The sequence below is a fragment of the Mesorhizobium sp. M4A.F.Ca.ET.090.04.2.1 genome (assembly GCF_003999085.1).
Taxonomy (GTDB): Bacteria; Pseudomonadota; Alphaproteobacteria; order Rhizobiales; family Rhizobiaceae; genus Mesorhizobium.
Window position 1 is genome coordinate 1 of the sequence record NZ_RZOT01000666.1, and the last position, 2,846, is coordinate 2,846.

3 protein-coding genes are annotated in these 2,846 nt (G+C 63.5%); 2 read left to right on the forward strand and 1 reads right to left on the reverse strand.

Features of this window, described 5'->3' with window-relative positions:
* Positions 1 to 1,406, forward strand: a 1,406-nt coding sequence (locus EN781_RS30025; protein ID WP_145965709.1) for a VWA domain-containing protein, incomplete at its 5' end; no start/stop codon positions are given.
* 369 nt (positions 1,407 to 1,775) lie between these two features.
* The gene (locus EN781_RS30030; RefSeq protein WP_126054107.1) at positions 1,776 to 2,063 is read left to right on the forward strand and encodes a hypothetical protein; all 288 of its coding nucleotides are present in this window, start codon (positions 1,776 to 1,778) and stop codon (positions 2,061 to 2,063) included.
* 18 nt (positions 2,064 to 2,081) lie between these two features.
* Here the strand turns inward: EN781_RS30030 and bmt are convergent.
* The coding region (bmt, locus tag EN781_RS30035; RefSeq protein WP_127400617.1) for a betaine--homocysteine S-methyltransferase at positions 2,082 to 2,846 on the reverse strand (765 nt) is incomplete at its 5' end.

The window sequence follows — 2,846 nt, forward strand, 5'->3', positions numbered from 1 at the left end:
CCAAGACCAACCCGGTGCATGCCGCGCTCGAGGACCCGGTCTCGACCTTCTCGATCGACGTCGACACCGCCTCCTATTCCTTCGTACGGCGCTCGCTGAAGGAAGGCTACCTGCCGCAGGCCGACACGGTCCGCGTCGAGGAGATGATCAACTACTTCCCCTATGACTGGAAGGGACCGGAAGCGGCCTCGACGCCGTTCAACTCGACCGTCAGCGTCATGCCGACGCCGTGGAACGAGCACACCAAGCTGATGCACGTCGCCATCAAGGGTTTCGACGTCAAGCCGACCGAGCAGCCCAAGGCCAACCTGGTGTTCCTGATCGACGTGTCGGGTTCGATGAACGAGCAGGACAAGCTGCCGTTGTTGCAGTCGGCCTTCCGCCTGCTGGTCAGCAAGCTCAAGCCCGACGACACCGTCTCGATTGTCACCTATGCGGGCGACGCCGGCACGGTGCTGATGCCGACCAAGGTCGCCGAGAAGGACAAGATCCTGTCGGCCATCGATCATCTGCAGCCTGGCGGCTCGACGGCGGGCGAGGCGGGTATCCGGGAAGCTTACAAGCTTGCCCAGCAATCCTTCGTCAAGGATGGCGTCAACCGTGTGATGCTCGCCACAGACGGCGACTTCAATGTCGGCCAGACAGATGACGACGACCTGAAGCGGTTGATCGAGCAGGAGCGCAAGACCGGCGTCTTCCTGTCGGTGTTCGGTTTCGGACGGGGCAATCTGAACGACCAGATGATGCAGACCATCGCGCAGAACGGCAACGGCACCGCCGCCTATATCGATACGCTCGCCGAGGCCGAGAAGGTCCTGGTCGAGGACGCGTCCTCGACGCTGTTCACCATCGCCAAGGACGTCAAGATCCAGGTCGAGTTCAATCCGGACAAGGTCTCGGAATACCGGCTGATCGGCTATGAGACCCGCGCGCTCAACCGCGAGGATTTCAACAACGACCGCGTCGATGCCGGCGATATCGGTTCCGGCCATTCGGTGACCGCGATCTACGAGATCACACCGAAGGGCAGCGGCGGCGAGCAGATTGACCCGCTGCGCTACGGCCAGGCGACGGTCAACAATGGCGGCGTCGCCAATGCCGACGAATATGCCTTCGTCAAGATCCGCTACAAGCTGCCCAACGAGGACACCTCGAAGCTGATCACCACGCCGGTGACATCGGCCAACGAGGTCCAGTCCTTCGACCAGGCCGGCACCGATCAGCGCTTCTCGGTCGCGGTCGCCGCGTTCGGCCAGAAGCTGCGCGACGAGGATGCGACCGCGAAGTTCGGTTACGACAAGATCATGGAGATTGCCACCGCCGCCCGAGGAGCCGATCCGTTTGGCTACAGGTCGGAATTCTTGTCGCTTGTGCGCCTTGCCTCGGCGCTGGGCGGTAACCGGTAGTGGCAATAACGGCCGGCTCCTTTCAGACGGGATCGTTCTGATACGGGGGAGCCGGCCTACGGGCGGGTGAGGCAGGCCGGCAAGGAAAACCTTGCCGGCCTTTTTTTGAGGATCTGTCGAGATTCAGGCAAGGCGGCCTGCAAACGTCGTCGTCCTGCGCTTGCGGTGCTCACGCGCGGTTCTCAGACCTCCCAGTTTGTTCGCTTCGCGCCCGTCTTCGACTCCGGCTCGGCCTGACCTGAATCTAAACAGATTCCAAACCCGGCTCCCGATTTCGGCAGATCGTTAAATTGCGTGGTTTTTCGGGAAGATGATCGCAATCCCCTCTTGTTACGAAGAGCTAATAGACAGGCTTGTGGGGGGCCAAAGTTGCAGATCAGGTTCATCGCGAATTCGACGCCAGCGGCAAGGAACGCGCAGGCGCCGGGAGCGACCGTTTCACCGACGCCATCGGCGGAATCCCGACGCATCAAGAGCGATGTCGATGCCGCCCGCACCACCGCGATGTCGGCCCTCAACAACGACCGCTTCCGCGTCATGCTGGAGCAGATCAGCGATCCCGGCGCATCCGGCGCATTGGTGACGATGGGCAGCGACGCCGGCAGCACCACCGACATCAAGACAGCACTGTCGCGCTACGCCGAAAACAGCGAATAGCCGAAACGGCCGATTGGTTCAGGCCCGCCCGCGACGGCGTTCGCGGCGAGCTTCGCTGGTCTCGGCGGTGTTAGGCGTCGCCACCTTGTTGCGCATCGGGCCGATGCGCTCGACGATCGTGTCGATGGTCGGGCGGCTCGATCTGGTGTGGGCGTCGAGCGCCTTGCGCATGGCGGCAAGATGCTGGAACGAGGTGCCGCAGCAGCCGCCGACGATCTTGGCGCCGGCATCAACGGCGAGCCTGACATAGTCGGCCATCAGTTCCGGCGTGCCGGAATAATGGATCTCGGTGCCGCGGAATTCCGGGATGCCGCAATTGCCCTTGACGATCACCGTCGCCTCCGGCCTGGCTTCGGTCATGTCGAGCAGCGAGGCCAGGATGTCGGACGCGCCGACGCCGCAATTGGCCCCGACGCCGAGCGGATCTTGCGACAGCCCGTCGACGACACCGTGGATGTCCTTCGGCAGCAAGCCCATCATGGTGCGGCCGGCGGTGTCGAAAGAGCCGGTATAGGTGTAGGGCAGGCCGACGCGGATGGCGGCCTCGGCCGCGGCGCGGATTTCGTCCGGTGCCGACATGGTCTCGATCCAGGCGACTTCGGCGCCGCCCGCCTTGAGGCCTTCGATCTGCTCGGCGAAGGCGTCTACCGCCTCGTCATAGGTCATGGCGCCGAGCGGCACCAGCAATTCGCCGGTCGGTCCGACAGAGCCTGCGACGATCACCTTGCGGTTAGCCTTGTCGGCGACCGCGCGCGCGATTTCGGCGGCGCGCTTGTTCAACGC